We start from the raw sequence: 24,743 nt of genomic DNA, 5'->3' as shown, positions 1-24,743 counted from the left end.
GGCGGTTCTGGCGGCGTCAGGCCTCTCGGCGGCGAAGGGACCGGCGCGCTAGGCTTGGCCTAGCGCTTGCGGCAGGATCGGAGCTGCGCGTCATACATGGCGGCGCGGGCTTCGACGCTGCGGGCCACTCGGACAAGCCAGTCCTTGGAATTGTAGCTGCCCCGTGCGTATCCCGTATGGCCTTCGTGATAGGCAAGATACTGGCGGCGCGCATCGGTCTTGGGGATGCCGTTCCGCTTCTCGGTCTTGTCCATGTACCAGCCCATGAAATCCGTCGCGTCGCGGATATTGTCCCGCTTGGCCCAGCGACCGCCTTCTTCCTTGCGGTAGTCATCCCAGGTGCCGTCCAGCGCCTGGGAATAGCCATAGGCCGAACTCACCCGCCCCATGGGAATGATCCCCAGGGCATAGCGGTGCGGGGTCCGGGCATCGCTGTCGAATTTGCTCTCTTGATAGATCGTGGCCATCTGCACGGGCACGGGGACGTCCCATTTGCGCTCTGTCTTCTTCATGGCGCGCAAATAGGCAGGACGCTGCGCGACAATCGCACAGGCATCATCCAGCCGTGACGGCGGATTGGAGCCGGACCCGCAAGCTGCGAGGGCCAGGACCACAATCGAGAGGCGAAGTTTACTGCTCATCCTGCTCTCTCAGTGTTTTTTGTTTTGCGGGCAGGGTAGCGAAAAATCGTGGCGTGGAAAATGATTAAAGCGCGCTCTTAGATCACAAAGGAGAGGATGAGCGGCAAAGCGACAACAGATAGGAGGGTCGAGACCACCACGAGGCCCGCGACCGCCTCGGCATCGGCGCCGTATTTCTGCGCCATGAGGTAGCTGGTGACCGCCACTGGGGTGCAGACCTGCAGCACCAGAACGCCAAAGGCGATGGGATCGAGGGCAAAGGCCTGGCCGATGCCCCAGGCCAGCCCGACACAGACTGCGAGCTTGAGCAGCGAGAGCAGGGCGGCGCGTCCGATCTTGCCCGGGCGCAGCCCTGCCACCGCGACACCGAGCGTGATCAGCATGATCGGGATCGCCATCTGGCCGATCAGCTCCAGCGCATTGGTCAGAAAGAGCGGCGTCTCCCATCCCTGCCAGAGAAACAGTGCGCCGAGAAGCGTGGCCGCCACCATCGGCTCGCGGATCACGGTCAGTGGCGAGCCTCCGCCCGCCACGACCCAGGTGCCGAAGGTGAAGGACAGGACGGCCATGGCCGCGAAGACCACGACGCCGTAGCTGAGCCCGATTTCGCCGAAGGCGAAGAGTGCCAGCGGAAGCCCGAGATTGCCCGTGTTGCCGAAGGTGAGCGGCGAGAGGTAATCGCGCATGCGCAGGCCCAGCCCCCACAGGATGAGGGCGAGCAGACCGGCGATGGCGACATAGACCGCGAGCGTGGCCAGCGACAGGGTGCTGAGCGCGGTCGGGTCGATCTCGGTCTGCATCAGGGCCGTGAAGATCAGGCAGGGCACCGCCAGCGTCATGGACAGGCGCGTGACGAAGGCCAGCGGATACTCCCAGCCCAGTTTGACCCAGGCAAAGCCCAGACTCGCCAACAAAAACACCGGAGCGACAACATTGAGGACTGTAAGGACCAAAGTCACGATGTGCTCATCCCAGCGACTGTTTGTTCAATGGACATCTGCCCCCCTGCGCCTTATTTTGTCGCCGAAGACAAGGTGCAGAGTTATGTTGAAAGCGCACGCCAAATACAATCTGGGACAGGTCGTCCGCCACCGCAAACACCCGTTTCGCGGGGTTGTCTTCGATATCGATCCGGAATTCGCGAATACCGAGGAATGGTATGACGCGATCCCGGAGGAAAGCCGTCCGCGCAAGGACCAGCCGTTCTATCATTTGCTCGCCGAAAACGAGCAGAGCTATTACGTGGCCTATGTGTCCGAGCAGAACCTTGTCGTCGACGGGGCCAGCGGCCCGGTGGACCACCCGGATGTGCCGGATCTCTTCGGGGATTTCGACGGGCGTCAATATCCCCTCCATTTCCAGATGAACTGACCGCGCCGCGGTCGGCCGCGCGCCGGGCTCAGTAGCCCAATGCGCAGCCATCCTTGCGCGGGTCTGACGCGCCTTGCAGGATCCCGGTTTCCGGATCGATCCAGATCGCCTGGGCCCCGCCGATCGGTGCGTCGGGGATGACGACCGTGTGGCCCATCTCGGCCAGCTCCGCATGGACGTTGTCGGCATAGCCGCGCTCAACCTGCAGCCCGTAGCGCGGGTCATAGAAGCTGCGCGGCGCGTCGAGGGCTGCCTGCGGGTCGAGGCCGTAATCGACCATGTTGGTGAGCACGCGCGCATGGCCGTTGGGCTGGTAGGGGCCACCCATGACGCCGAAGGGCATGACGAGCTTGTCGTTCTGGCGCAGCATTCCGGGGATGATCGTGTGCATCGGGCGTTTGCCGCCGCCAGCCTCGTTCGGATGCCCGGCCTCGAGGGTGAAGCCCGCCGCCCGGTTCTGAAAAAGGATGCCGTAACGGTCCGAGGCGATGCCCGACCCGAAGCCATCGAAGATCGAATAGATCAGCGAGACGGCCATGCGGTTGGCGTCCACCACGGTGATGTAGATCGTCTCGCGATGGACATGGTCGGACAGCGGCGCTGGATCGGCCATCGCGCGCTTGGGGTCGATCAGCCCGGCGAGGGCCGTGGCCGTGTCCATAGATGTCATATGCGCGAGCCGCGTGGTGTGATCTGCGTCGGCGATGATCCGGTTGCGCGTGTCATAGGCGAGCTTGGCGACCTCGGCCTCGATATGGGCCCGCGCGGTCCCGAAGGGATCGAGTGCCTGCAGGTCGAAACAGGACAGCATATTCGCCATCAGGATTGCCGTCGCGCCGTGACTGTTGGGCGGCAGCTCGACCAGTTCGGTGCCCTTGTAGGTTCCGCGGATCGGGGTGAGCTCCGAGCAGGCGGTGGCCGAGAAATCCTCGAGCGTATGCACGCCGCCCGCAGCGCGCAGGCTGTTGACCATGTCCTCGGCCACTGGCCCGGCATAGAACCCGTCGCGCCCTTCGCGGGCGACATGGCGCAGAACCTCGGCCTGCCCGGGCGCCCTGAAGAGAGTGCCTACCGCCGGGGCGGCGTCGTTGTGGAGGTAGTGGGTCCTGGCCGCACCCTGTAGACGCGGCCCATCGCGCAGCCAGTCAAACGCCACGCGGGGGGCGACGGGGATGCCGGCTTCGGCGTAATGGATGGTCGGGGCGAGGAGGGTTGCGAGATCGAGCTGCCCCCAGCGCGCATTCATCGTGCAGAAGGCATCGATGGCCCCGGGGATGGAGATGGACGCCGCCTCGGCCCGGGGCATGGCGCTGTGACCCTCGGCGCGCAACGTCTCAGCATTCAGTGCTGCGGGGGCGCGGCCGGATCCGTTGATCCCGAAGATGTCTTCCGTCCCAGCCGGTTTGACCAGAGCGAAGCAATCGCCGCCGATCCCGGTCATCTGGGGTTCGCAAATCCCAAGGAGGATCGCCCCGGCAATGGCCGCATCCATGGCATTGCCGCCTTGCTGGAGCATGTCCAGGGCCACTTTCGCGGCCAGCGGGTGGGAGGTCGCGCACATCCCGGATTGGGTAAAAACAGCCGAACGGCCCGGCTGGTGAAAGTCTCGCATTGGTCGGCCTCCTCGCTCAGGAGGGGCACTGTAATGCGGCGCGGGCTGACGGCAAGGGCCGTCAGGCCCTGTCAGTCTTCCCAGGTCATGGGGATCACGAAGCTCGTGACATTCTGATCGTTGATCCGCTGATAGGTCAGATCCTCGGTCAGCGTATGGATCAAGGCCCAACCGAAGCCACCCTCGGGCAGGTCCTGCAGCCCGGTGTCAATCTCGGGCAGGTCGCCACTGGGCAAAGCCAGCCCCGGCATGGCCACGCCACTGTCGGTCATGCGCACGGACAACCCGGTCTCGACGAGCGAACTTGTCAGAACGAAGCTGCAATCCGGGTTTTCCTTATAGGCATGCTCGACCACATTGTTCAGCGCCTCGGCGAGGACCAGTTCGATCGTGCCGGTGTCTTCGGCTCCGACGCCTGCCTCCCGGAGTTTGGTCAGAAGGGATGCGAGGGCCTCCCGCACCGCATCATACCTGCTCGGGATCGTGTATTCCGCGTCACACTTGATCACGCGTTGCCTCATGATTGATGTAGACGAAACGTCTTCGCCGGAGCGAAGCGCATTGGAAACACTTCGAGACGCCATCGATCGATTACGCCGCTTCCAACGCCTGTTCGGGGCTGTTGTATATCTTGAACACCTTGTCCATGCGGGTCAGGCGGAACACCTTTTCAACCACCGGGCTGAGGCCTGCGAGTTCGAGCGTCTTGTTCGGCGCGAAGGCTTTCATTACGGCGACCACGGCGCCGAGGCCGGAACTGTCAAGGAACTGGACCTGCGTCAGGTCGAGAATGACGCGGCTGCCATCGCCGCGACCGATCTCCTGCATCACGTCCTTGAACTGTACCGCAGAGGAGGCGTCGATGCGCTCTTCATGCACTTCCGCGACGACAACATCGTCATGCGCATGTGTTGTAATTTGCATAAGGGGGCCCTCATTCTGGTCTTGCTTCGGTCGAGCGTAGGGCCGATGGGTTACCAGAGTGTAAGCAAATGGGCGGGTTTCCGAGCTCCTGGGAGGTTTTTTAATGCAAGATGTCTTTATTTGCGGCGCGGCCCGGACGGCCATGGGCGGCTTCCAGGGCGCGTTCGCACCGGTCTCGGCGGCGGAGTTGGGTGGCGCGGCCATTGCCGGCGCGCTGCGGGATGCGGGATGCGGCGCGGAGCATGTCAGCGAGCTTCTGATGGGCTGCGTACTGCCGGCGGGTCAGGGGCAGGCCCCGGCGCGGCAGGCGGGTTATCAGGCGGGTCTCGGCGACGCGGTCCCGGCCACAACGCTGAACAAGATGTGCGGCTCTGGCATGAAGGCGGCCATGCTGGCCACGGATCAGCTCGCGCTCGGTGCGGCGGATGTGGTCGTTGCCGGCGGCATGGAGAGCATGACCAACGCGCCCTACCTGCTGGAAAAGATGCGTGGCGGTGCGCGGATCGGCCATGGCGCTGTGCTGGATCACATGTTCCTCGACGGTCTCGAGGACGCCTATGACAAGGGGCGCCTCATGGGCACCTTTGCCGAGGATTGCGCCGAGGCCTTTCAGTTCACCCGCGAGGCACAGGACAACTACGCCTTGAGCTCGCTCGAGAATGCGCTGAAGGCGGAGGCGGCGGGATCCTTTGCGTCCGAGATCGTTCCAGTCACCGTGACCACGCGCAAGGGCGAGACCGTGATCGAGGCCGATGAGCAGCCCGGTTCGGCACGCCCGGACAAGATCCCCCAGCTCAAACCAGCCTTCCGCAAGGGCGGGACGGTCACGGCGGCAAATTCCTCGTCGATCTCGGACGGCGCGGCGGCGCTGGTTCTGGCGCGCGGCGATGTCGTCGCGGCGCAGGGCCTCAAGACGCGCGCGCGGATCCTCGGGCATGCAAGCCACGCCCAGCAGCCCGCGCTCTTTCCCACGGCCCCGGTGCCCGCGGCGCGCAAACTGCTCGACCGGCTGGGCTGGCAGGTAGGCGACGTGGATCTGTGGGAGGTGAACGAGGCCTTCGCCGTGGTCCCCATGGCCTTCATGCATGAGATGGGCGTGCCGCGGGACAAGATGAACATCCGCGGCGGCGCCTGTGCCCTCGGACACCCGATCGGGGCGTCCGGCGCGCGGATCCTCGTCACGCTCCTCAACGCGATGGAGCAGCACGACCTCAAGCGCGGTGTTGCCGCGATCTGCATCGGCGGCGGCGAAGGCACGGCCATCGCGATCGAACGCGGCTAGGCTGATCTGGCTTGAGGTTATTTGGTCGGGCTGAGAGGATTCGAACCTCCGACCCCCTGCTCCCGAAGCAGGTGCGCTACCAGGCTGCGCTACAGCCCGACCGAATGGCGGGGACGTACCCCTTTCATCCCATGGATGCAAGCGGCCATCCGCCGCGTCGCGCGAAAAAACGTCTGTCGCGCGAGACCGGCGCGAGAGGCTGGCCCAGGGCCGAGGACCTCGTTACACACGGTCGCAAGATGACCTTTGCCAGCCGCCTGTCCTACCTGATCAGCTTTGCGCCGATCTACCTGTTCCTCAAGCTCGCCCGGCTGGTGCCGTTCCGGCGCAGGGTGGCGCTGGGCGGCGCACTGGCGAGCATCGCGCTGCGTCGGTTCCCGCCGGCCCGGGCGCGGGTCATGTCGAACCTCGCGCGGATCCGGCCCGACCTGTCCGAGACCGAGGCGCTCACCTTGTGTTCCGAGATCGGGCGACAGCTTGGCCGGACCCTGACCGAGATCCTCTTTGGCGAAGAGCACCAGTCCCGTCATCTGGCCTTACGCGTCTCCGGTCCGGGGCTCGAGGCGATCGAGGCGGCCCATGCGGAGGGCAAGCCGATCCTGCTGGTCAGTGCGCATTTCGGACAGTGGGATGCGGCGCGGATCCATCTGCGCGATGCGCTCGGGGTCGAGGTAGGGGCGCTCTATCGTCCGAACAACAACCCTTATTATGAGCCCTATCTTGCGGCGGGAGCGGCGGCCTCGGGCACGCCGTTGGTGCCCAAGGGCAATGACGGGTTCCGGATGCTGCTGCGCCATCTCAAGGGGGGCGGTGCCTTTGCGATCATGGCGGACCAGTACCATTCCGGAGGCGAGGTGCTGCCCTTTCTCGGGGCGGACGCCAAAACCGCGCTGACCCCGGCCGAACTCGCGATCCGCTACAAGGCGCCGCTTGTGCCCTGTTTCGGGATCCGGCGCGATGAGGAGGAGGCGATCGATGTTGTTTTCGAGGCGCCGATCCCTGTCGCCTCTCCCGAGGAGATGATGACCGAGTTCAACAACCGGGCCACGGCCCGGATCGAGGCCGATCCGGATCAGTGGCTCTGGCCCCACCGTCGATGGAAGGGCCTTGAGAAGCGCGGCTAGCCGCGCGCGCTGTCCTCTGGCGCGCCAATCTCGGGTTTCGCGCTCTCCGGCAGCAGCGGGCTGACCCGCGGCAGGGTCGCGGTTTCGGGCGGGGTGCGGGTCCGCAGCACGGGCTTGTTGTCCGAGACGCTCTGCCGGCTTTCCCGCGCCACGATATAAATCCCCGACGCGATGATGATCCCGGCCCCGATGGCCGTGGCCGCATCGATGCTTTCCCCGAACAGGACATAGCCAAAGGCCGAAGCCCAGAGGATCTGGGAATACTGCATGGGCGCGATGATTGCCGCCTCGCCCGCGCGGTAAGCGCTGATCAGGCAGAGATTCGCGACAAAGCCCAAAAGCGCCATGACCCCGACCGCCGCCATGTCGCCCAGCGGCATGGGCCGATAGGTGAAGGGCATGAAGGCTGCCATCAGCACGAAATTTGCCACCATCGGGTAGAGCAGCAGGACAACCGAGCGCTCCTCGCGCCCGATCTTGCGCACGATGACCGAGGCCGTGGCCCCCCCTACCGCCGCTGTGAGCGCCGCCATATGGCCGAGGGTGATCTCCGTGCCACCGGGGCGCAGGACGATCACCACGCCGATCAGGCCCGCAATGACCGCCAGCCAGCGGCGCAGGCGCACGGTCTCGCCGAGGATCGGGATCGACAGCACCGTAATCAGAAGCGGTGAGGCAAAGAGGATCGCATAGGTCTGCGCCAGAGGCAGGACGCTGAAGGCGTAAAAGGCCGTGATCCCCGTGATCACGGCGGCGACAGTCCGGGTGGCGATCCACCAGGGATGGCGTGGTTTCAGCGTGCCGACATTGGTGTCGCGCATCATCATGACCGTGGTCAGCGGAAAGCTGAACAGCACGCCGAAGAACATGATCTGGAAGGGCGCGTAACTGCTGCCGAGGCTTTTGACGACCACGTCATGGACGGCGAAGAAGGCAAAGGCGCACAGGCCGAGCAGGGCGCCTCGGAGATTTGGGGATAGTGTCATGGGACGACTCGAAGGATGTGAGAGGCGCGTTAGCGCCATCAACCACCTTCGCTTTGCGTCTGAACCCGGTGAGTCGCCAAGGTCCAAATGGCCGCAGTTCCCGTGGCTGCAGCCCGGCTATGCGCCCCATGCGGGGCTTGGCGGGACGGTGGCGCGTGCGGTGCACGCGCCTTGCCAGGCCGGATCGGGGTGCGGAGCGGATCCGCGAGGCACAGGCTGACGGGGTCAGGCACAGCTGTGCCGCCCTGTCCCACCGTCGCCGCAGGCGGCGTCGCGGATCTCAGATCCGCGCCACGCGCCGTCTCGGTCCTCAGAGGCTCGCGTCGAGGGCGGCGATCACCGCGTCGCCCATCTCGCTGGTGCTGGCCGGGGTGGCATCACCCGCCTGCATCAGGTCCGCCGAGCGGATCCCATCGGCAAGCACTTTTTCGACCGCCTGCTCGAGCCGGGTGGCCTCATCGCCCTGATCGAAGGAATAGCGCAGCGCCATGGCAAAGCTCAGGATGCAGGCACAGGGATTGGCCTTGCCCTCCCCCGCGATGTCCGGCGCAGAGCCATGAACCGGCTCGTAGAGCGCCTTGGGACGCCCGTTGTCCATCGGCAGGCCCAGCGAGGCCGAGGGCAGCATGCCCAGCGATCCGGTCAGCATCGCCGCCGCATCGGACAGAAGATCCCCGAACAGGTTGTCGGTCACGATCACGTCGAACTGCTTGGGCGCCCGCACCAGCTGCATGGCACCGGCATCGGCATACATGTGGCTCAGCTCCACCTCGGGGTACTCGGCGGCATGGACCTCGGTGACCACATCGCGCCACAGGATCCCGCTTTCCATCACATTGGCCTTCTCCATGGAGCAGACCTTGTTGTTGCGCCGTTTGGCCAGCTCGAAGGCAGAGCGCGCCACCCGGGCGATCTCGCTCTCGGTATAGCGCTGGGTGTTCACGCCCACGCGCTCATTGCCTTCCTTGAAGACCCCGCGCGGCTCGCCGAAATAGACCCCGGAAGTCAGCTCGCGCACGATCATGATGTCGAGCCCGGCCACGATGTCCTTTTTCAGGGACGAGAAATCCGCCAGCGCGTCAAAGCACTGGGCCGGGCGCAGGTTGGCAAAGAGATCCATCTCCTTGCGCAGGCGCAACAGCCCGCGCTCGGGCTTTACCGAGAAATCCAGAACGTCGTATTTCGGACCACCCACAGCGCCGAGCAGAACCGCGTCCACCTCCTGCGCCTTCGCCATTGTCTCATCGGCGAGCGGGACGCCATGGACGTCATAAGCCGCGCCGCCCACGAGATCCTCGGATACGTCGAAAGCCATGTCGCGCTTGGCACCGAACCAGTCGATGATCTTGCGCACTTCGGCCATGACCTCGGGGCCAATGCCGTCTCCGGCGAGGATCAGAAGGGAAGGTGTGCTCATCTCTAGGTGTCTCCGGCTGCGTTTCGCCGGCTGCGGTAGCCCGTCCGGGGCGGAGGGTCAAGGTGACGGGATGGGATGGCCGGTCTCGTCACCCCGGCGCGCCGGGCTCAGAAGGCCAGATCCACCCAGATCAGGCGGTGGCGCGAGGCGGTCTCGGCCTCCTCAAGCAGCTCTGCCTCCGCAGCCTCCGGCCAGTGCAACCCGCTGCCCGCGACCGAGAGCGTCCGGCTCGGCAGGATGTAATCCACCCGCAGGTTGCCCGGATCATTCGGCCGGTCATCGGGCCAGTCGACCGTGTCCAGCGCCGGGTCCCCGCGCTGGGACATGTTCACGCCGCCCTGCCGGGCGCTGGCCTCTGCCGCGCCGGTTGCGGTCGGGGCCGGGTCCTGCAGTTTGGGATGGCTGCGCAGGCGCGCCACGGCCCCCGGGCGCGCCTCCCCGTCCTGCGGGTCCGCGTTCAGGGTCCCGATCACCACGGCCTGCGGTCCCAGTGCGCGTTGGGGTGCGGGGGTCCAGCCATTCAGGTAATCGGCCCAAAATCGCTGCTGATCTGCGTTGCGGCGGCCATTGCGATCCTCGGGCCCATCAAAGACCGGCGGCGTGGCGTGCAGGGGCAGGAGATGCAGATGTGACCCATTGGGCAGCAGGATCGGCACATCCCAATGCCCCGTTGAGGACAGGCGCAGAACTTCCAGCGCCGCAGGCTCCGGCAGGACCGGCAGATCGGCGGCGGGAAAGGCGGACCAGAGAAGGCCGCTGAATTCCAGAACCTCGTCCCGCAGAATCGGATAGCGCGACAGAACCGCGAGCCCGCCCGCGCCACGGAACTCTCCGAAAGCCTGCGCATCCTCGGGCTCTTCCCGCCGTCCGTCGCCATCCAGGTCATAGCCCGTGGGCACGCCCGTGTTCGGTGCGCCCGCGAAGGCATGGGGCAGCGGCAGTCCGGATTTCGTCAGCGCCGCCTGCAGCGCGCGCAGGGTTTGGCCCCCCGCGTCATAGTCGATCCCCCCGAGCACCACGATATCCGCCGCGCTCCGGCTGAGGATGCTCAGCACCGCGTCGAGTTTCTTGGGGCGCTTTTCCTTCAAAAGGTCGCGCAGGAGCAGCCCCGGCCCCTTGGCGGAAAGCTCCGTGTGGAAATAGGCGATGCGGATGGTCTCGGCCTGTGCGGTGGGCGCAAAGGCCAGCAGCGCCCCAAATACAAGGGCGCAGAGCCTTGCTGCCCGGTCGCCGCCGCGACCATCGCGAGATGTCAGAAACCCCATCGGCCCACCAAATGGCGGGTCGCCCAATGCGACCCTGTTCAGCGGGCAGGAAACAGGGAAGGGGTTAAGACCGGATTAACCAATATCCCCGGCGCGCTGATCCGCGCGCCGGCAAGGGCCTGTGGATCGCTCAGACCCAGGGGCGGGCCGCGGAGGCCTGTGCCTCGAACGCGTCGATCGAAGCGGCTTTCTCAAGGCTCAGTCCGATGTCGTCGAGCCCGTTCAGCAGGCAGTGCTTTTTGAACGCATCCACCTCGAAGGAGATCGAACCGCCATCGGGGCCGGTGATGGTCTGGTTCTGCAGATCCACGGTGAGGACCGCATTGGCGCCCCGCTCGGCATCGTCCATCAGCTTGTCGACCTCTTCCTGAGGCAGGGCGATGGGCAGGATGCCGTTCTTGAAGCAGTTGTTGTAGAAGATATCCGCAAAACTCGGTGCGATCACACAGCGGATGCCGAAATCCAGCAGGGCCCAAGGCGCATGCTCGCGCGAAGAGCCGCAGCCGAAATTGTCCCCGGAGACGAGGATCTGCGCATCGCGATACTGCGCCTTGTTCAGCACGAAATCGGGGATCTCCGCGCCGTCATCATCGTAGCGCATCTCGTCGAACAGGTTCACACCCAGACCCGAGCGCTTGATCGTCTTCAGGAACTGCTTGGGGATGATCATGTCCGTATCGACATTGATCAGGGGCAGGGGGGCCGCGATTCCCGTGAGCGTGTCGAACTTGTCCATCTGGTCTCTCCTCGCGCCCTGACGCGGGCGGTCTGATGTCATCGGTCGATGTCCGCGCAGCCGCGCCAGGCGCTGGGGACGGATCGCCGGTGTGATGCCTTATTTTGCAGGCCGGTGCAATCCAAAGGCTTCGCGACAAAAAAGAGCGATGCCGTGTGCGGGTGCGCTGATCCGCGTCCGTATGAACGGGCCGGTATCACCGGGTGCAGTGATCCGCAGCCAGTGGCGCTGACGAATGCGCCCACACGGACCTTGATCCGTAGACTGCCCTCAAACCGCGACGCCGGAGGTAAGGAGGGAAGGCTCCGTATTGAGCCATTGATCCAGATGGGCCGCAGCGAGCGTTTGATGGGCGGCGACGACCTGCGCTCTTGCCCACGATCGAAGGCCAGAATCTGCGATGTTTGGGGAGAAACTGGTCAGAGAGGGCGCGGTTTGCGCCCGATCCGCCGTTATTCCTTGGGCGTCTTGGCGAGCTCCGGATGGGCCCGCAGGAAGAAGCCGAGCACGGTGAAGCCCAACCCGTTAAAGAGCAGCTCGACCCCGAGTAGGACCCCAAGAAGCTGCGCCGAGGCGGTCGCGAAATTCGCGAGGATATAGCCAGCCAGAAGGATCGAGAGCGCGCCGGAGATCAGCATGGGCCAGAAGAACTGGGTCTGCTTCATGGTCCAGGCAAACACGATCCGCGCGCCGCCGCTGACGGCCAGCAGGATCGTGATCAGCAGTGCCAGCGAGATCGCGCCTTCGAGGGGGTGGAACAGGAAGGAGATGCCGAGAAACGCGGCCAGCGCCCCCATCCCGATGGAAAACAGTTTGCTGCCCATGCTCTCGGCCTGCAGACCGCCCGCGATCTGCGCGGCACCGGCAAAGAGGAACAGGGCGCCGGTGACGGCTGTGACCGCCACCGAGGCCAGAACGGTATTGCCCAGAACGATAATGCCGCAAATCAGGGAGAGCAGGCCCAAGAGAACCCATTTCATCCAGTCTTTCATGCGTCGTCTCTCCTCAGGGCTGTCCGCGTTATGGGCAGGCTACATCAGTTCGCGCACATCCGTAAGCCGCCCTGTCACGGCGGCCGCGGCGGCCATGGCCGGGCTCAGCAGATGGGTGCGGCCTCCGCGGCCCTGCCGGCCCTCGAAGTTCCGGTTCGAGGTCGCGGCGCAACGCTCCCCCGGGGTGAGCTGATCGGGGTTCATGGCCAGGCACATGGAACAGCCCGCCAGACGCCATTCGAACCCGGCCTCCTTGAAGATATCCGCCAGACCTTCTTCCTCGGCCTGCGCGCGCACAAGGCCGGAGCCCGGCACGACCATGGCGCGTTTCACGGCGATCTTCTTGCCCTTGAGGATCTCGGCCGCGGCGCGCAGATCCTCGATCCGGCCATTGGTGCAGGAGCCGATGAAGACCGTGTCGATCTCGATCTCGCTGAGCGGCGTGCCCGGGGTCAGGCCCATATAGTCGAGCGAGCGCTTGGCCGCGTCGACCTTGCCGCCGGAGAAATCCTCGGGCGCGGGGACCAGCGCGCTGATCGGCAGCACATCCTCGGGGGAGGTGCCCCAGGTCACGACGGGCGCGATATCCTCGCCCTTGATCGTGATGACCTTGTCCCAATGGGCGTCCTCATCCGAGAATAGGGTCTTCCACCAGTCCAGAGCGGCTTCCCACTGCGCGCCCTTGGGGGCGTGGGGGCGGCCTTGGACGTAGTCATATGTCTTCTGGTCGGGCGCGATCAGGCCTGCGCGGGCGCCGCCCTCGATGGCCATGTTGCAGACCGTCATCCGGCCTTCCATGCTGAGATCGCGGATCGCCTCGCCACAATACTCGATCACGTAGCCGGTCCCGCCGGCGGTGCCGGTCGCGCCGATCACCGAGAGGGTGATGTCCTTGGCGGTGACACCGGGGCGCAGCTTGCCCGTGATCTCCACCTTCATGTTCTTGGACTTCTTCTGGATCAGGGTCTGGGTGGCGAGCACATGCTCGACCTCGGACGTGCCGATCCCGTGGGCCAGCGCGCCGAACGCGCCATGGGTCGCGGTGTGGCTGTCGCCGCAGACCACGGTCATGCCGGGCAGGGTCCAGCCCTGTTCCGGGCCGACGATATGCACGATTCCCTGACGGATGTCGGAGACCGGGTAGTAGTGGATGCCGAACTCCTTGGCGTTCTTGTCGAGCGCCTCGACCTGGATGCGGCTGTCCTCGGTCATCTGATCGGGATTCTCGCGACCGGCGGTGGTTGGCACGTTGTGATCCGGCACAGCGATGGTCTTGTCCGGCGCACGAACACCGCGCCCGGCCATGCGCAGACCCTCAAAGGCCTGGGGGCTGGTCACTTCGTGCACGAGGTGACGGTCGATATAGAGAAGGCTGGTGCCATCCTCGGCCTCATGGGCCAGATGGGCGTCCCAGATTTTGTCATAGAGTGTGCGGGCAGTCATTTTTGTCTCTCCCGAGGTGCGGGTTGGATCATGTCAGGGGGCGATGCGCGGCGCGCGGCAGTCAGCTGTCGGCAGGCTCGGCCCGCAGGGCGGCGTGGAATCGCCACGGCATCCGCGTCCGGTCCGATATGTTGAAAACCCTATCCATGGGCAGCAGATACAACCCAAGGCCCGGACCCGCAAGACAGCAGGCTGGCCTGTCCGGGCCGGGGCTGCACATGTGTCGCACCCGGAAGATCTGGAAAAAACTGATCCAGACCCAATCTTCCTCCGTAACTCCCACAAAGTTGGCTAAACAAAGGACGCGGCGCCATGATCCGCTTGACCCATATCGCACTGATGCTCGGTCTGACCGTTGCCGCCGTGTCCGTTGGTGCGGAGGCGCAATTGTATCGTGGTTACGAGACCCCAGCCTATGAAGTCACGGTCAAGAAGGGCGATTTCGAGCGTCGGGATTACGCCCCTCAGGTCGTTGCCGAGGTGATGGTGCGCGGTGACCGCGAACAGGCGGTCTCGCGCGGGTTCCGCGTGCTGGCCGATTACATCTTTGGCGGCAATGTGGATGAGGCCAAGGTGGCCATGACCACCCCGGTCAGCCAGCAGGCCAGCGATGATGATGACGGCCCCAACCTCTGGGTGGTGCGCTTCGGCATGCCTCAGGGCTATACGCTGGACAACCTGCCCACGCCGGAATCGGCTGCGATCCGTCTGGTGGAGACCCCGGCCGAGGACCAGCTGGTCGTGCAATTCTCGGGCCGCTGGAGCGATACGCTCCTGACCCAGAAGGAGCTGGAGCTGCGGGCCTTTGCCGCCGCCCACGGGCTCGAAGCCTCTGGCGCGCCGCGCTTTTACTTCTATGACGGGCCGTTTACCCTGCCCTGGACCCGCCGGAACGAAGTCGCGCTGGTCCTGAACTGATCCGCTTTCCCCTGCGGCGCGCGTCATAACGCCCGCAGAGTTGAGCAAACACCGCTTCAATGCTATGCTTTGGGCAACCCTGCGCCGGGGTGGGATCGGCGTGTTGATGTAGGAGGACAGAAATCTGTCTCACATTCCCAATGCGGTTGGGGTCTCCGCTGTGACTGAAACCTCGACGCCTGGACTGGCTGCGATGCCGTCCACGGACATGAGCGACGATATTCTCTCGCTTGTCCTTTCCTCTCTTGATCAAGACAAAGCCGAAGACATCGTGTCCATCGACCTGCAGGGCAAGTCGAGCATGGCCGATCATATGGTGATCTGCTCGGGCCGGTCCTCGCGGCAGGTTGCGGCGATCTCGGACAAGCTGGTCGAGCGCATCAAGGCCGAGCTCGGACAGAGCTGCAAGGTCGAGGGCAAGGGCCAGGGCGACTGGGTGCTGATCGATACGGGCGATGTGGTGGTCCATGTCTTCCGTCCGGAAGTCCGCGACTTCTATCAGCTCGAAAAAATGTGGATGACCCCGGCGGCGCAAGCCTGAGCCGGGGTGCTATGCGCCCATGAAAGTCACGCTTTGCGTGGTCGGCCGCCTGCGGGCGGGACCGGAACGCGACCTGATCGACGATTACCTGCAACGTTTTGACCGCACCGGGCGGGGCTTGGGCCTCGGCCCGGTTTCCGTTGTCGAGGTCGAGGACCGCAAGGGTGGCGGGTCCGAGGCCGAGGCGGTGCTCTTGCGCAAGGCGGTGCCTGCGGGCGCGGTGCTTTGCGTGCTGGACGAGCGGGGCAAGGTGATGTCCTCGCCGGAATTTGCCGGGCAGATCGCAGAGTGGCGCGATGCGGGGCGGGGCCATCTGGCGTTGGTGATCGGTGGGGCGGACGGGCTGACCAAGGCCCTGCGCGCCGAGGCAGATGCCCGTTTGTCCTTCGGCAAGATGGTCTGGCCCCATATGTTGGTCCGCGTGATGCTGGCCGAGCAGCTTTATCGTGCGGCGGCCATTCTGGCCGGAACGCCCTATCATCGGGCGTAGCGCGCGCGGCGACCGTCGGATTTTGAGTATTTTTGGAACAATGAGGCAGGCAGGCGCTCTGTCGAGGTTCCGATCCGGCTGTGGCTTCGGTAGAAGGCGGGTGACGAAGCAAAGGATGGTCCCATGAGCGCGCCGAAACCAGTTGTGTTGTGTATTCTCGACGGGTGGGGGCTCGACCCGGACGGGCCTGCCAATGCGCCTCTGCTGGCCGACACGCCGGTGATGGATCGGTTGATGGCGGAGTGTCCCAACGCGACGCTGACCACCTTTGGCCCGGATGTGGGCCTGCCCACGGGCCAGATGGGCAATTCCGAGGTCGGGCACACGAATATCGGCGCCGGGCGCGTGGTGGCCATGGATCTGGGCCAGATCGACTTGGCGATCGAGGATGGCAGTTTCGCCGAGACGCCGGCCCTGCAGGACTTCATTGCCAAGATGCAGGCCTCGGGCGGTACCGCGCATCTTATGGGCGTGGCCTCTGATGGCGGTGTCCATGGCCATAGCGCCCATATCGTCGCCGCGGCGCGGGCGGTGGCGGCGGCGGGCGTGCCCGTGGTGCTCCACGCGATTACCGATGGTCGCGACGTGGCCCCGAAATCCGCCGATACCTTCGTGCCCGCGCTGGAGGCCGAACTGCCCGAGGGGGCGCAGGTCGGCACGGTGATCGGGCGCTACTATGCCATGGATCGGGATAATCGGTGGGAGCGGGTCTCGCGCGCCTATGGAGCCATGGCCCGGGCGGAGGGGGAGGCTGCCGACAGCGCGACCGAGGCGGTCAGCGCCGCCTATGGGCGCGGCGAGACGGATGAGTTCATCGCCCCCACGGTTCTGGCCGGGTATGGCGGGATGGCGGAGGGCGATGGCCTCTTTTGCCTGAACTTCCGCGCCGACCGCGCCCGTGAGATCCTGCGCGGCTTCGTGCAGCCGGATTTCACCGATTTCGACATCTCAGGGCGGCCGGATTTCGCGGCGGCCCTCGGTATGGTGTCCTATTCCGACGATCATGACCGCTGGCTCGGCATCGTGTTTCCCAAGCGCGAGATCGTGAACACGCTCGGCGCCTGGGTCGCCAAGCAGGGGCTGCGTCAGTTCCGTCTGGCCGAGACCGAGAAATACCCCCATGTGACCTTCTTTCTGAATGGCGGGCAGGAGGTGCCGGAGGAGGGCGAAGATCGCTACATGCCGGCCTCGCCCAAGGTGGCGACCTATGACCTGCAGCCGGAAATGAGCTCGGAGGAGGTCTCAGACCGCTTCGTGGCCGCGATTGAGGCGGGCTATGATCTGATCGTGGTGAATTATGCCAATCCGGATATGGTCGGGCATACGGGCGATCTGGAGGCCGCGAAGGCGGCTTGTGCGGCGGTGGATACCGGGCTGGGCCGGGCTTTGGCCGCTCTGAAGGCCGCGGGGGGCGCGATGATCGTCACGGCGGATCACGGCAATTGCGAGACGATGATCGATCCCGTGACGGGCGGGCCGCACACGGCGCATACCCTGAACCCGGTGCCGGTGATCCTCGTGGGCGGGCCGGAGGGCGCGCAGCTTGCCGAGGGGCGACTTGCGGATCTCGCCCCCACGCTGCTGGAGCTGATGCAGGTGCCGCAACCGCCCGAGATGACCGGCAAGAGCCTGCTGCGGTGAAGGCGGTTCGCACCTGTCTGATCGCGCTGGCGCTCTTGGCGAGCGGGTCTGCCGGGGCCCAGACCAACCCGGACCCCGTGGCGCAGGCCAATGAAGCCGCCGCCCTGCTGGCCGAGGCGCGCGCGGCGCTGACGGCCGAGGCCGGGGCCTCGGACCGGATCGCGGTCCTGACCGAGGCGGTGCGCGGCTTCGAGGCCGGGCTGGAGGCCGTGCGCGAAAGCACGCGGCAGGCGGTGATCCGCGAGCAGGCGATCACCGATCGACTCGCGGCGGAACAGGCCCGGCTCGGGGCCCTGCTGAGCGTGTTGCAGACCATTGGTCAGACACCGGAACAGGCGATGCTGCTCCATCCCGATGGTCCGCTCAGCCTTGCCCGTGCGGGTATGCTCGTCTCCGAGGTCACGCCCGCCGTGGCCGCCGAGGCGGCCGAGCTGCGCGCCACGCTTGAGGAGCTCAACCGGATCCGCCGCACCCGCACCGTGGCCGCGGCCCAGCTCGAACAGGCGCTGCTGGATATTCAGGCGGCCCGGGTGGCGCTGGCCGATGTGGTGGCCCAGCGGGTCCGCCTGCCGCAGGAGAACGCACCGGACCCGGTGTTGCTGGGCGTGTTGTCGGCCTCCAGCGCGACCTTGCAGGAATTTGCCGCGCAACTCGGTGCCCTGGACGGGCCCGCGGCCCCACGCGCGGATTTCGAAGCCCGGCAGGGGGCGCTGCCCCTGCCCGTGGCGGGACGGGTCCTGCGGGCCGCGGGCGAGCCGGATCTTGCGGGCATCGAACGGCCCGGTCTGGTGCTCGCCGCTCCGGCGCGCGCCCTTGTGACGACCCCCGCCGCGGCCACCGTGCGCTATGTGGGAACCCTGCTCGACTACGGAAACGTGATCGTCCTTGAACCCCAAACCGGCTATTTGCTTGTTTTGGCGGGGGTCGATGATCTTTATGTTGATGCAGGAGAGGTCTTGTCCTCGGGTGCTCCGCTTGGCCTCATGGGCGGCAGACCGCAGACCGAGATCGGTTTTGCCAGTGGTCAAACCCGGCAAGAGACGCTTTACTTGGAACTCAGAAACGGCGGCGAACCGGTCGACCCGGGAACGTGGTTCGTGACAGACAAGGATTGAAACGCAGATGAAGAACTTCGTTATGGCCGCGCTTGGCGGCACCGTGGCCGGCGCACTGCTGACAACCCAGATCGCCGGACCGCTGCTGGCGCAGGAGAATGCGCGCAAGACCTCTGTCTATGAGCAGCTCGACCTGTTCGGCGACATTTTCGAGCGGATCCGCGCGCAGTATGTGGAGCAGGTCGAAGAGGGCGAACTGATCGAGGCGGCGATCAACGGCATGCTGACCTCGCTGGACCCCCATTCCAGCTATCTGCCACCCAAGGATTTCGGCGATATGCAGGTCCAGACCCGCGGCGAGTTCGGCGGGCTCGGGATCGAAGTGACCCAGGAAGACGGCTTCGTGAAGGTTGTCTCGCCCATCGATGACACTCCGGCAGCCGAGGCCGGGATCGAGGCGGGGGATTTCATCACCCATGTGGATGGCGAGAGCGTGCTGGGCCTGACCCTTGACGATGCGGTGGGCATGATGCGCGGGCCCGTTGGGTCCGAGATCGTGATCACCGTGGTGCGCGAGGGCTTTGACGAGCCTTTCGACGTGACGATCACCCGCGACACGATCAAGCTGACGGCTGTGCGCAGCCGCACCGTGGGCGACACGGTGGTGATGCGTCTGACGACCTTCAACGACCAGACCTATCCCAATCTCGAAGAGAAGCTTGCCGAGGAAGTCGCCGAGCTGGGCGGGATGGAGGCCGTGAATGGCTTTGTCATCGACCTGCGGAACAACCCCGGCGGGCTCCTGACCCAGGCGATCAAGGTTTCGGACGCCTTCCTCGACAAGGGCGAGATTGTCTCGACCCGGGGGCGCGATCCGCAGGATGGCGAGCGGTTCAACGCCACCGAGGGCGATCTGACCGAGGGCAAGCCGATTGTCGTGCTGATCAATGGCGGGTCTGCCTCGGCGTCCGAGATCGTTGCGGGCGCGCTGCAGGATCACCGCCGCGCCATCGTCGTGGGCACCAAGAGCTTCGGCAAGGGCTCGGTCCAGTCCGTCGTGCCCCTGCGCGGCGACGGCGCCATGCGCCTGACCACGGCGCGCTACTACACGCCGTCGGGCCGCTCGATCCAGTCGCTTGGCGTGTCGCCGGACATCGTGGTCGCCCAGCCCTCCCGTCGTCCCGATGCCGAGGAGGAGGTCGACAACCGGCCCAGCCGCTCCGAGGCGGATCTGCGCGGCTCGCTGGACAACGACTCGATCTCCGAGGACGAGCGTCAGCTTCTGCTCAAGGAGCAGCAGAAGGCCGAGGATGCCGCGAAACTGCGGGACGAGGATTACCAGCTCGCCTATGCCATCGACATCCTCAAGGGCCTGAACGCTCTCGGGCCGACGGACTGACCAAAGGCGCGCCATGACACCGGAAGAGATCTCAGCACTGCCCTATCGAGAATGCGTCGGGGTGGTGCTGTGGGACGGGGCGGGCCGGGTCTTTACCGGTCAACGCTTCGACAGCGAGCTGCCCGCCTGGCAGATGCCCCAGGGCGGGATCGAGGCTGGCGAGGATGCCCGGACCGCCGCCCTGCGCGAGTTGGGCGAAGAGACCGGGGTCATGCCCGATCTGGTCGAGGTCGTGGCCGAGGCGCCGGACTGGATCTCCTATGACCTGCCGGTCGAGATCGTGCCACGCATCTGGAAAGGCCGCTACAAGGGGCAGACCCAGCGCTGGGTTCTGATGCGGTTTCAGGGCACGGATGCGGATATCAATATCGAGACGGCCCATCCGGAGTTTTCCGAGTGGCGCTGGCTGGAACCGCCCAAGGTTCTGGCCTCAATCGTGCCGTTCAAGCGCGATGTCTATGAAAAGGTGTTCAAGGCCTTCGACACATGGCTCTGATCCGCGCGCTTCTCTTGGGGCTGCTGGTGACGCAGCCGGCCCATGCCCTGAGCTGTCTGCGGGCGGATGCGGTACGCAGCTATCTCGACCGGGCGGAGCGCCCGGATCAGGTCGTGCTGCTGGGCACGTTCGATTTCACGCCGGGGGCGCTGGACCGCCCGGATGGCATGATGACCCGGATCCCCGAGGACAAACAGGTCGTTGGCCAGTTCCGGGGCGAAGATCTTCTGACCGGTGCCCGGATCGAAGGGCCGATCACGGTTGTCAGCCACTGCATGGCGTCGTGGTGCGGGAACATGGTGCCGGGCATCCATCTGGCCTTTGGTACCCAAACCGCAGCCGGGCTCGTGGTGTCGGTCGATCCCTGCGGCACGGCAGCCTTCCCGGATCCGGACATGGCCTCACTCGCGCGGCTCGAGCGCTGCATGCTGGACCGGGACTGCGAGATCCTCGAATAGATTCCGACAGATCCCGGCGGCTTGACGGACGGGCCGTGGCGTTCCATGTTTTGGCGCAGAACATAAAGTGAACAAATAGCGGGAAACTGAGTCGCCCATGTTCGTTGAACTGAGCGCTTTGTCGAATTTCACCTTTCTGACAGGCGCCTCGCATCCTGAGGAATATGCCCAGAAGGCGAGCCTTCTGGGTCTGCCCGCCTTGGCGATCGCGGATGTGAACTCCGTGGCGGGGATCGTGCGCGCCCATACCGAAATCAAGGAGATCGCGCGTCAGGTCCGGTTGCGCATGGCGACCGAGGCCGAGGACGGCCCGATCGGTCCGGTTCATCCCGACCCCGCCCGGCAGTGCCCGCCTCCGCGCTCGGCCGCGATCCGCAACGTGCCGCGCTTCTTGCCAGCGGTGCGGCTGCACCTGCGCGAGGGGCTTGAGATCACGGTCCTGCCCGAGGACCGGCAGGCCTGGGGACGGCTGACGCGGCTGCTGACCACCGGCCAGTTGCGTGCCGCCAAGGGGGAGTGCGATCTCGGCCTCGCGGATGTGCTGGACGGGCTCGCGGGGGTGCAACTGCTCCTCCACGGGCCGCCACAGGTCCAGACGGCGCAGCGCGGCGCGGGCGGATGGATGACACAGGCGGGCCAGTTGACGCGCCGCTTCCCCGGGGCAGTCAGCCTGCTCATGGGGCCGTCCTATGACGGGCAGGACCCGGCGCGCTTCGCCGCCTGGGCCGGGATCGCCGCGGATCTCGGCATCCCCACTGTGGCCAGTGGCGCGCCGCTTTTTCACAGCGCGACCCGCCGCCGCCTCGCGGATGTGATGACCGCGATCCGCACCGGGCGCCGGGTCGAGGCGCTGGGCCGCGCCGCCCAGGCCCATGCGGAACAACGCCTGCGCTCCGAGGCCGAGATGCTGCGCCTGTTTCGCGGCCATGAGGCAGCGGTCCATCGCAGCGCCGAGATCGCCGCGCGCTGCGGCTTCTGCCTGAGCCAGTTGCGCTATGTCTATCCCTCCGAGGTGCAGGGCGGCGAGACCGCCCAAGAGCGCCTGTCGCGCCTCGCCCATGAGGGGCTGCACTGGCGCTACCCCGCCGGTGCCCCGACCAAGGTGCAGAACATGCTGGCCCATGAGCTGCGCCTGATCGGCAAGCTCGGCTATGCGCCCTACTTCCTGACCGTCAACGATATCGTGGCCTTTGCCCGCACCCGTGACATCCTCTGTCAGGGGCGCGGCTCGGCGGCCAATTCCGTGGTCTGCTACTGTCTCGGCATCACCTCGGTCAGCCCCGAGATCGGCACCATGGTCTTCGAGCGCTTCGTCTCCGAGGCCCGGGACGAGCCTCCGGATATCGACGTGGATTTCGAGCATGAGCGCCGCGAGGAGGTGATCCAGCACATCTATGCCCGCTATGGCCGCCACCGGGCGGGCCTGTGCGCGACGGTAATCCACTACCGCGGCAAACGGGCCGTGCGCGAGGTGGGCCGCGCCATGGGGCTGAGCGGCGATACGCTTTCGGCCCTGTCGAGCCAGATCTGGGGCTTCGGCTCGGTGCGCGGCATCGAGGAGGCGCGCCTGCGCGAGATCGGCCTCGACCCCGCGGATCGCCGCCTGCGTCAAACCATCGACCTGATCTATCAGATCCAGGGCTTTCCCCGCCATCTGAGCCAGCATGTGGGGGGCTTCGTGATCACCGAAGGTCGGCTCGACGAGCTTGTCCCGGTGGAAAACGCCACCATGGAGGACCGCACGGTCCTGTGCTGGGACAAGGATGATCTCGACAGTCTCGGGATCCTCAAGATCGATATCCTGGCCCTCGGCATGCTCTCCTGCGTGCGCAAGGGGTTCGAGCTCATGCAGCAGCATCACGGGCTGGATTACGACCTCGCCACCCTGCCGCCCGAAGACCCAAAGGTCTATGACATGCTCTGCCGCGCCGACAGCATTGGCGTGTTCCAGGTCGAGAGCCGGGCGCAGATGAACTTCCTGCCCCGGATGAAGCCGCGCAGCTTCTACGATCTGGTGATCCAGGTGGCCATCGTGCGCCCCGGTCCGATCCAGGGCGATATGGTCCACCCCTTCATCCGCCGCCGCAATGGCGAAGAGCAGGTGCAGTTCCCCTCGGATGCCCTGGGCGAGGTTCTATCCAAGACCCTCGGCGTGCCGCTCTTTCAGGAACAGGCCATGCAGATCGCCATTATCGGTGCCGGGTTTGACCCGTCCGAGGCGGATCGGCTGCGCCGGTCGCTGGCCACCTTCAAGAAACATGGCAATGTCTCGGAGTTCCGGGATCGGTTCCTCAGGGGCATGGCCGCCAATGGCTATGAGCGCGACTTCGCGGAGCGGTGTTTCTCGCAGATCGAAGGGTTTGGCAGCTATGGCTTTCCCGAGAGCCACGCGGCGAGCTTCGCCCTGCTGGTCTATGCCTCCTCCTGGATCAAGTGCCACCATCCGGGGATCTTTGCCTGCGCGTTGCTGAATTCGCAGCCCATGGGCTTCTATGCCCCCGCGCAGATCGTGCGCGATGCCCGGGAGCATGGGGTCGCGGTGCGCCCGGTCTGCGTCAATGCAAGTTACTGGGATTGCGTGATGGAACCGGACGGGCAGGGCGGTCTGGCCCTGCGGCTGGGGTTCCGGCAGGTGAAGGGGCTCAAGCAGGAGGATGCGGATTGGCTCGTGGGGGCGCGGGGCAATGGCTATGGCGCGGTGGCGGATCTGTGGCGGCGCGCGGGCCTTGGCAGCCCCGCGCTGACGCGCCTCGCGGAGGCGGATGCCTTTGCGGATCTGGGGTTGAGCCGGCGCGAGGCGCTCTGGCAGGCAAGGGCGGTGCAGGGGCCGAAGCCCCTGCCGCTCTTTGCCGGGGATCTGGAGGGCGAGGCCGGGGCGGAACCGGCGGTGCAGCTGCCGCAGATGAGCCTCGGTGAGGAGGTGGTGGAGGACTTCGTCGCCACTCGGCTCAGCCTGCGGGCCCATCCCGTGGCCCTGCTGCGGCATCTGCTGACCCCGGGGATGGGGGATCCGGGGCGCGCCGCAGCACCGGATCCGCGCAGGCCCTGAGCGCGGAGCGAGGGGCCAGCCCCTCGCGCTCCCCGGGATATTTGACGACTTAAGATCAGGTCAGCGGGGCGCGAGAGATCAGGCTCAGGGCGGTGATCCGGGCGGTGTCTTATGCGCGAAGCCGTAAAGCAAGGACAGGCCGACGGCCTGTGGCGCAGGAATGGCGCAGGACTTGCAGCGGTTTTGTTTTGGCGAGAAAGGCGTGTGTCAACGCGGCCTTGGCTTGCGCGAGACGACCGGCGATGTGATCGCGGAGGTGCAGACGACCTTTTGGCGATCAGGCAGGCCAAGTTTGGGACAGCGCCGCGCGATGGCAAAGAGCGCGACAGGTCTGCGGCAGCGCCATTGAAGCCGCTGACGGTTTTGGTCGGTTGCGGCAGAGGGCCCTTGCTTGCGTTGCCCGCGGGAGTGAAGCCAAGCCTTGAGCAGTTGCATGCGTAAGATGTGGCCCGGGGGTGTCAGAGGAGGTCCGCGCCCTCGCGCCGTGTTTGCAGCAGGATCACGTCGCCGCCGAACAGCACGATCGCGTTCAGCGCGGTGAGGGTTGTAATCGTCGCGAGAGACAGGGGGGTGTTGGCGAAGACGCCGGTCCGACCCACGGGGTTCATCGCGCTCTGCACGCGGCCGAAGACGCGGCGTGCCAGCCCGGAGCTCGAGGCGAAAACATCGGGCTGGCGAGGTTGCAGGCGCGGATCGGGGCGCTGGCGCTGCTCTCGCGGACGCTGATCGACGCGCAGAGCGGGGCTTCGGCGAACCGTTCCACGCTGATCACATCGCGCCGGGGTCCATACGGGCGCGGGGTCATTGCCGCCGCCGTGGATTTCGACCATCCTGCCCCCAACGGATGGGAGGGATCACGTCATGGGAGATCTGGCGAAGGCTATCCTTGCCTGCGGCGCATCA

General features: G+C 65.8%; 24 protein-coding genes and 1 tRNA gene. 12 read left to right on the top strand and 13 right to left on the bottom strand.

Features of this window, described 5'->3' with window-relative positions; all coding sequences use genetic code 11:
- Positions 1-59: 59 nt before the first annotated feature.
- Both ACP150_RS13140 and ACP150_RS13135 read right to left on the bottom strand, forming a co-directional pair.
- Positions 60-641 (bottom strand): lytic transglycosylase, encoded by a 582-nt coding sequence (locus ACP150_RS13140; protein ID WP_424967109.1) that lies wholly within the window; start codon positions 639-641, stop codon positions 60-62.
- Between the two features lie 77 nt (positions 642-718).
- Positions 719-1,600 (bottom strand): AEC family transporter, encoded by an 882-nt coding sequence (locus tag ACP150_RS13135; RefSeq protein WP_424967108.1) that lies wholly within the window; start codon positions 1,598-1,600, stop codon positions 719-721.
- 85 nt (positions 1,601-1,685) lie between these two features.
- Here ACP150_RS13135 and hspQ point away from each other — a divergent pair, with 85 nt between their 5' ends.
- Positions 1,686-2,012 carry a heat shock protein HspQ gene (gene hspQ, locus ACP150_RS13130; protein WP_424967107.1) on the top strand — a complete coding sequence of 109 codons (327 nt, stop codon included), beginning with the start codon at positions 1,686-1,688 and terminating at the stop codon, positions 2,010-2,012.
- Positions 2,013-2,040: 28 nt separating this feature from the next.
- On the opposite strand, the gene ACP150_RS13125 is transcribed toward hspQ, so the two are convergent.
- The 3 genes from ACP150_RS13125 to ACP150_RS13115 form a co-directional block, all read right to left on the bottom strand.
- Positions 2,041-3,624 (bottom strand): gamma-glutamyltransferase family protein, encoded by a 1,584-nt coding sequence (locus tag ACP150_RS13125; RefSeq protein ID WP_424967106.1) that lies wholly within the window; start codon positions 3,622-3,624, stop codon positions 2,041-2,043.
- Between the two features lie 71 nt (positions 3,625-3,695).
- Positions 3,696-4,133, bottom strand: coding sequence for an ATP-binding protein (locus ACP150_RS13120; protein WP_424967105.1), 438 nt, complete (start codon positions 4,131-4,133; stop codon positions 3,696-3,698).
- Between the two features lie 82 nt (positions 4,134-4,215).
- Entirely contained in the window at positions 4,216-4,548 is a 333-nt protein-coding gene (locus tag ACP150_RS13115; protein ID WP_424967104.1) for an STAS domain-containing protein, read from the bottom strand.
- 103 nt (positions 4,549-4,651) lie between these two features.
- Here ACP150_RS13115 and ACP150_RS13110 point away from each other — a divergent pair, with 103 nt between their 5' ends.
- The gene (locus ACP150_RS13110) at positions 4,652-5,830 is read left to right on the top strand and encodes a thiolase family protein (protein WP_424967103.1); all 1,179 of its coding nucleotides are present in this window, start codon (positions 4,652-4,654) and stop codon (positions 5,828-5,830) included.
- Positions 5,831-5,852: 22 nt separating this feature from the next.
- On the opposite strand, the gene ACP150_RS13105 is transcribed toward ACP150_RS13110, so the two are convergent.
- A tRNA-Pro gene (locus tag ACP150_RS13105) sits at positions 5,853-5,929 on the bottom strand.
- A 140-nt stretch (positions 5,930-6,069) separates the two neighbouring features.
- On the opposite strand from ACP150_RS13105, the gene ACP150_RS13100 reads away from it, so the two are divergent.
- On the top strand, positions 6,070-6,954 hold the full coding sequence (locus tag ACP150_RS13100) for a lysophospholipid acyltransferase family protein (RefSeq protein ID WP_424967102.1): 885 nt from the start codon (positions 6,070-6,072) through the stop codon (positions 6,952-6,954).
- Here the strand turns inward: ACP150_RS13100 and ACP150_RS13095 are convergent.
- From ACP150_RS13095 to leuC, 6 genes are all read right to left on the bottom strand, one after another.
- Complete coding sequence (locus tag ACP150_RS13095) at positions 6,951-7,940, bottom strand: DMT family transporter (RefSeq protein WP_424967101.1); 990 nt, start codon at positions 7,938-7,940, stop codon at positions 6,951-6,953. The genes ACP150_RS13100 and ACP150_RS13095 overlap by 4 nt on opposite strands.
- A 310-nt stretch (positions 7,941-8,250) precedes the next feature.
- On the bottom strand, positions 8,251-9,357 hold the full coding sequence (gene leuB, locus ACP150_RS13090) for a 3-isopropylmalate dehydrogenase (protein WP_424967100.1): 1,107 nt from the start codon (positions 9,355-9,357) through the stop codon (positions 8,251-8,253).
- Positions 9,358-9,464: 107 nt separating this feature from the next.
- A complete protein-coding gene (locus ACP150_RS13085; RefSeq protein WP_424967099.1) occupies positions 9,465-10,622 on the bottom strand; it encodes an endonuclease/exonuclease/phosphatase family protein in 1,158 nt (385 codons plus the stop codon).
- Positions 10,623-10,752: 130 nt separating this feature from the next.
- A complete protein-coding gene (gene leuD / locus ACP150_RS13080; protein WP_424967098.1) occupies positions 10,753-11,358 on the bottom strand; it encodes a 3-isopropylmalate dehydratase small subunit in 606 nt (201 codons plus the stop codon).
- A 452-nt stretch (positions 11,359-11,810) separates the two neighbouring features.
- Positions 11,811-12,350 (bottom strand): HdeD family acid-resistance protein, encoded by a 540-nt coding sequence (locus ACP150_RS13075; RefSeq protein WP_424967097.1) that lies wholly within the window; start codon positions 12,348-12,350, stop codon positions 11,811-11,813.
- A 39-nt stretch (positions 12,351-12,389) separates the two neighbouring features.
- The gene (gene leuC, locus ACP150_RS13070; protein WP_424967096.1) at positions 12,390-13,793 is read right to left on the bottom strand and encodes a 3-isopropylmalate dehydratase large subunit; all 1,404 of its coding nucleotides are present in this window, start codon (positions 13,791-13,793) and stop codon (positions 12,390-12,392) included.
- 312 nt (positions 13,794-14,105) lie between these two features.
- On the opposite strand from leuC, the gene ACP150_RS13065 reads away from it, so the two are divergent.
- The 9 genes from ACP150_RS13065 to ACP150_RS13025 all read left to right on the top strand — a co-directional run bounded on the left by ACP150_RS13065 (position 14,106) and on the right by ACP150_RS13025 (position 23,840).
- Positions 14,106-14,711, top strand: a complete 606-nt coding sequence (locus ACP150_RS13065; protein ID WP_424967095.1) for an SOUL family heme-binding protein — start codon at positions 14,106-14,108, stop codon at positions 14,709-14,711.
- Between the two features lie 208 nt (positions 14,712-14,919).
- Positions 14,920-15,252 (top strand): ribosome silencing factor, encoded by a 333-nt coding sequence (rsfS, locus tag ACP150_RS13060; protein WP_424967094.1) that lies wholly within the window; start codon positions 14,920-14,922, stop codon positions 15,250-15,252.
- Between the two features lie 19 nt (positions 15,253-15,271).
- Entirely contained in the window at positions 15,272-15,742 is a 471-nt protein-coding gene (gene rlmH / locus ACP150_RS13055) for a 23S rRNA (pseudouridine(1915)-N(3))-methyltransferase RlmH (RefSeq protein WP_424967093.1), read from the top strand.
- A 123-nt stretch (positions 15,743-15,865) separates the two neighbouring features.
- Positions 15,866-17,383 carry a 2,3-bisphosphoglycerate-independent phosphoglycerate mutase gene (gene gpmI, locus ACP150_RS13050; protein WP_424967092.1) on the top strand — a complete coding sequence of 506 codons (1,518 nt, stop codon included), beginning with the start codon at positions 15,866-15,868 and terminating at the stop codon, positions 17,381-17,383.
- Complete coding sequence (locus ACP150_RS13045; protein ID WP_424967091.1) at positions 17,380-18,498, top strand: murein hydrolase activator EnvC family protein; 1,119 nt, start codon at positions 17,380-17,382, stop codon at positions 18,496-18,498. The genes gpmI and ACP150_RS13045 overlap by 4 nt, the downstream gene beginning before the upstream one ends.
- Before the next feature lie 7 nt (positions 18,499-18,505).
- Positions 18,506-19,837 (top strand): S41 family peptidase, encoded by a 1,332-nt coding sequence (locus tag ACP150_RS13040; protein ID WP_424967090.1) that lies wholly within the window; start codon positions 18,506-18,508, stop codon positions 19,835-19,837.
- A 13-nt stretch (positions 19,838-19,850) separates the two neighbouring features.
- Complete coding sequence (locus tag ACP150_RS13035; RefSeq protein ID WP_424967089.1) at positions 19,851-20,333, top strand: RNA pyrophosphohydrolase; 483 nt, start codon at positions 19,851-19,853, stop codon at positions 20,331-20,333.
- Positions 20,324-20,791 carry a hypothetical protein gene (locus tag ACP150_RS13030; protein WP_424967088.1) on the top strand — a complete coding sequence of 156 codons (468 nt, stop codon included), beginning with the start codon at positions 20,324-20,326 and terminating at the stop codon, positions 20,789-20,791. Before ACP150_RS13035 ends, ACP150_RS13030 begins: the two co-directional genes overlap by 10 nt.
- A 97-nt stretch (positions 20,792-20,888) precedes the next feature.
- On the top strand, positions 20,889-23,840 hold the full coding sequence (locus ACP150_RS13025; RefSeq protein ID WP_424967087.1) for an error-prone DNA polymerase: 2,952 nt from the start codon (positions 20,889-20,891) through the stop codon (positions 23,838-23,840).
- A gap of 458 nt (positions 23,841-24,298) precedes the next feature.
- On the opposite strand, the gene ACP150_RS13020 is transcribed toward ACP150_RS13025, so the two are convergent.
- Positions 24,299-24,670: a hypothetical protein gene (locus ACP150_RS13020; RefSeq protein ID WP_424967086.1), complete on the bottom strand. Its 372-nt coding sequence runs from the start codon at positions 24,668-24,670 to the stop codon at positions 24,299-24,301.
- Between the last annotated feature and the right edge of the window lie 73 nt (positions 24,671-24,743).

The organism is Dinoroseobacter sp. S375, assembly GCF_049800775.1.
In the GTDB taxonomy this organism is placed as follows: domain Bacteria; phylum Pseudomonadota; class Alphaproteobacteria; order Rhodobacterales; family Rhodobacteraceae; genus Dinoroseobacter.
The sequence above is the reverse complement of the archived record's forward strand: the minus strand, read 5'-3'. Positions and strand labels throughout refer to the sequence as shown.

Excerpts from the sequence above, each read along its gene's own strand:
- ACP150_RS13100 (WP_424967102.1), top strand. The coding sequence starts at position 6,070 with ATGACCTTTGCCAGCCGCCTGTCCTACCTGATCAGCTTTGCGCCGATC.
- ACP150_RS13110 (WP_424967103.1), top strand. The coding sequence starts at position 4,652 with ATGCAAGATGTCTTTATTTGCGGCGCGGCCCGGACGGCCATGGGCGGC.
- ACP150_RS13085 (WP_424967099.1), bottom strand. The coding sequence starts at position 10,622 with ATGGGGTTTCTGACATCTCGCGATGGTCGCGGCGGCGACCGGGCAGCA.
- ACP150_RS13020 (WP_424967086.1), bottom strand. The coding sequence starts at position 24,670 with ATGGTCGAAATCCACGGCGGCGGCAATGACCCCGCGCCCGTATGGACC.
- ACP150_RS13025 (WP_424967087.1), top strand. The coding sequence starts at position 20,889 with ATGTTCGTTGAACTGAGCGCTTTGTCGAATTTCACCTTTCTGACAGGC.
- ACP150_RS13075 (WP_424967097.1), bottom strand. The coding sequence starts at position 12,350 with ATGAAAGACTGGATGAAATGGGTTCTCTTGGGCCTGCTCTCCCTGATT.
- leuB (WP_424967100.1), bottom strand. The coding sequence starts at position 9,357 with ATGAGCACACCTTCCCTTCTGATCCTCGCCGGAGACGGCATTGGCCCC.
- ACP150_RS13035 (WP_424967089.1), top strand. The coding sequence starts at position 19,851 with ATGACACCGGAAGAGATCTCAGCACTGCCCTATCGAGAATGCGTCGGG.
- leuD (WP_424967098.1), bottom strand. The coding sequence starts at position 11,358 with ATGGACAAGTTCGACACGCTCACGGGAATCGCGGCCCCCCTGCCCCTG.
- ACP150_RS13065 (WP_424967095.1), top strand. The coding sequence starts at position 14,106 with ATGATCCGCTTGACCCATATCGCACTGATGCTCGGTCTGACCGTTGCC.
- ACP150_RS13040 (WP_424967090.1), top strand. The coding sequence starts at position 18,506 with ATGAAGAACTTCGTTATGGCCGCGCTTGGCGGCACCGTGGCCGGCGCA.
- ACP150_RS13095 (WP_424967101.1), bottom strand. The coding sequence starts at position 7,940 with ATGACACTATCCCCAAATCTCCGAGGCGCCCTGCTCGGCCTGTGCGCC.
- rlmH (WP_424967093.1), top strand. The coding sequence starts at position 15,272 with ATGAAAGTCACGCTTTGCGTGGTCGGCCGCCTGCGGGCGGGACCGGAA.
- ACP150_RS13115 (WP_424967104.1), bottom strand. The coding sequence starts at position 4,548 with ATGCAAATTACAACACATGCGCATGACGATGTTGTCGTCGCGGAAGTG.
- hspQ (WP_424967107.1), top strand. The coding sequence starts at position 1,686 with ATGTTGAAAGCGCACGCCAAATACAATCTGGGACAGGTCGTCCGCCAC.
- leuC (WP_424967096.1), bottom strand. The coding sequence starts at position 13,793 with ATGACTGCCCGCACACTCTATGACAAAATCTGGGACGCCCATCTGGCC.
- ACP150_RS13140 (WP_424967109.1), bottom strand. The coding sequence starts at position 641 with ATGAGCAGTAAACTTCGCCTCTCGATTGTGGTCCTGGCCCTCGCAGCT.
- gpmI (WP_424967092.1), top strand. The coding sequence starts at position 15,866 with ATGAGCGCGCCGAAACCAGTTGTGTTGTGTATTCTCGACGGGTGGGGG.
- ACP150_RS13125 (WP_424967106.1), bottom strand. The coding sequence starts at position 3,624 with ATGCGAGACTTTCACCAGCCGGGCCGTTCGGCTGTTTTTACCCAATCC.
- ACP150_RS13030 (WP_424967088.1), top strand. The coding sequence starts at position 20,324 with ATGGCTCTGATCCGCGCGCTTCTCTTGGGGCTGCTGGTGACGCAGCCG.
- rsfS (WP_424967094.1), top strand. The coding sequence starts at position 14,920 with ATGAGCGACGATATTCTCTCGCTTGTCCTTTCCTCTCTTGATCAAGAC.